At 38.0% G+C, this 2,534-nt stretch carries 1 protein-coding gene, 1 tRNA gene and 1 pseudogene; 1 reads left to right on the top strand and 2 read right to left on the bottom strand.

Translation table 11 applies throughout. The annotated features are described in order from the left end of the window. Positions 1-460: pseudogene (locus ACFIKJ_RS08985) on the top strand (late control protein); the annotation flags it as partial. A gap of 513 nt (positions 461-973) precedes the next feature. Here the strand turns inward: ACFIKJ_RS08985 and ACFIKJ_RS08980 are convergent. Together ACFIKJ_RS08980 and ACFIKJ_RS08975 are read right to left on the bottom strand one after the other, a co-directional pair. Further along, a tRNA-Ser gene (locus tag ACFIKJ_RS08980) sits at positions 974-1,063 on the bottom strand. 796 nt (positions 1,064-1,859) lie between these two features. Beyond that, the coding region (locus ACFIKJ_RS08975; RefSeq protein ID WP_375670518.1) for a tyrosine-type recombinase/integrase at positions 1,860-2,534 on the bottom strand (675 nt) is incomplete at its 5' end.

Genomic DNA, 2,534 nt, shown 5'->3' with positions numbered 1-2,534 from the left:
TTAAGCGGTGACAATTTACCAGCACTCGACATCCATAAACACGACTGTTCCAACTGGGAATTTACCCTAGAGCCACGCACGCAATATGGCACCATTGAAGCTTCTTATTTTGATCGCTCAAAAGGGCAGCAATGCCACATTAAGCATCAGACAGGGGTTAGCGGTCCCGTGCGGCGTTTACGGACTTGTTACACTTGTGAGGAGGAAGCACGAGCTGCTTTCCGAGTCGGACAGGTTGTGTCGTGCTGTGGGCAGTGGTTCTTTGACCCTTGAGGGACGCCCAGAAATCATGGCGGATCAACCTCTGCTTCTTCAAGGGTTTCGTGGGCAAATCAATGGTCCATGGAAAGCCGCGACCGTCACCCACTGCTATGAGAAACAAAGCGGATACACCACAGAAATCACACTAGAAACACCGGACAAGGGAAACAAAACAAGAGAAAAGGAAACCTCTGAGTGACAGAAAATCAAAGGGTAATGTTTACCCTTTGATTGGTGATGAAGGGCATTTAGAGGAATAGGGACAACTTGTCCCAATTGCTAAAACGAGAAATAGGATCAAGTTGATCCAATTGCATGAGTACAGCAATAGGGTAATGTTTACCCAATTCCTCAAAGGAGCAATGGTGCAAACATTGCACAATTGCAGACTGAAGAGCAATTTGGTCAAGTTGACCGAATTGCTTAAACGCTTTTCTTTTTAATGATGTCCTGAATAATGTGCTTAGGATACAGAAAAATTATCAGTCAATTTGATTGATCATCTCAAATTGTGATTTTGAGCAGAAAAGAAAAAGAGGCTTTAAATGATCTTTGAAAGGTCTTTGAAGATCCTTTGAGAACCACTTTAAAACTCTTTGAAAAAAAATAAATTGGTACAAAACCTAGTGGCAAAATATACAAAACCCGCTGGCAAGCTACACAAGCTACACAAGCTACAGGCAAGCTACACTATAGCACGACAAAAGTGCTGTGGCGGAGGGGGTGGGATTCGAACCCACGGTACAGTCTCCTGCACGCCGGTTTTCAAGACCGGTGCCTTAAACCGCTCGGCCACCCCTCCAAACTGGATATGCTTTTTGACAAATTTCTTGTAAAAGGTCAATCATTTTAATGCGCATTTTAAAGCGTTCTTTGTAAAACTATTTAAATTTCAATTAAAATAATTCTTCATAAGTCAATTCTTTGAGTGTGTTATCTAACGGTTTCATTTTTAAACATGATCGTTTTTTCTGTTTAAAAATTTTTCACAAAGCAATATTTTTTTAAGTTTTAACGACCGATATTCGTAATAATAAGAAAGGTTCAGTTGAAAATATTTGATAAATTATATTAAATTCTTTGCGGGCGTGTATTTTTGAATTATTTTATCTTTCCAGATATTTATTCTATTCAGATATCTAGTGCGTCTAAAGGGTATCTTGGAGGGAATGGCTGGTTTGCACTATTTGGAAAAGTTTTATGTAAGATTTGCATCGACAGTTTAAAATCTCTTCCAGATATGACTGGAAATTAGGTGTATTTATAATACTTTTTTTTGTGGGATAAGCAAAAAGTTAGTTGGAACGGAAGAAAATATTATTGAACAATACGCTTAGATCAATAGATAGCTTGTTAAGGTATTGCATAGTTTTTCAAGAATAGAACTTAAAAACGCTAAATTATGCAGAGGCAGAAAGCATAAACTTTAATAGACAAGGTTTTTAAAGCCGATTCATTCATAAGTATGTTTAGAACAAAAATTTATTTACAAAATAAAATGGTGGGCGATGAGAGCAAATAAAAAGCAAGTAAAATAAAATAGTTATGTCTAATATGAGGGAATAGGTGAATCTTGATTCTATTGAGTTTTTTTGCCTCTATCCCTCATCTTTTTGAAGCTTTTTTATGGCTTCAAGAGCAAGTTTTTTACGGTCTGCGCTCTTTGTGTAAAGAGATGCCATAGCGTCATCTGTCCAGCCAAAAATTGCTTTGAGTTGTGATACTGTTGCACCAGAGTTAGCTGCGCGTGTTGCTGCTAATTTTCTTAAGCCATGTGCTGATTTTTTGATTCCCGCTACGTTACAAGCCTCACGAAAAAGGTTGCCAAAACTTTCTTTAACGAGTTTTTTACCTTCTTTACCACAAATGAATGTTTCTTCTCCAATAGGACCAGTTTCAAGTGTTTTTGCTAGTTCCGGTAAAATAGGAAGAAAAACATCTGTTTGGAATTTACTTTTCTCTGTTTTAAGATGAATGATATTATTCTTTACATCTTTCCAGCCAATGCGGACCGCATCACCACGACGCAAACCCGTATATAAAAGAACATCAATCCAAACGCGTTCATGGGTACCACGGGACCATCTTTGATAATATTTCTCAACATCTTCTTCTGTCCAAACAGCAAACCCATCTTTGTTGTGAAGGGCTGGTCTTTTAACACCTAAGGCTGGATTATTTTCTAAAAGACCTTGGTCAATTGCCCAATTAAAAAGTCCATTAAGGGCTTTCAGAAAGTTTCTAGCCATTGCTGGTGTTTCTTTACGCCGTTC

This window comes from Bartonella sp. PS7NMGDW, assembly GCF_042193585.1.
Lineage (GTDB): Bacteria > Pseudomonadota > Alphaproteobacteria > Rhizobiales > Rhizobiaceae > Bartonella > Bartonella grahamii.
Note: the sequence above shows the minus strand (reverse complement) of the source record. Positions and strands in the feature narration are given on the sequence as shown.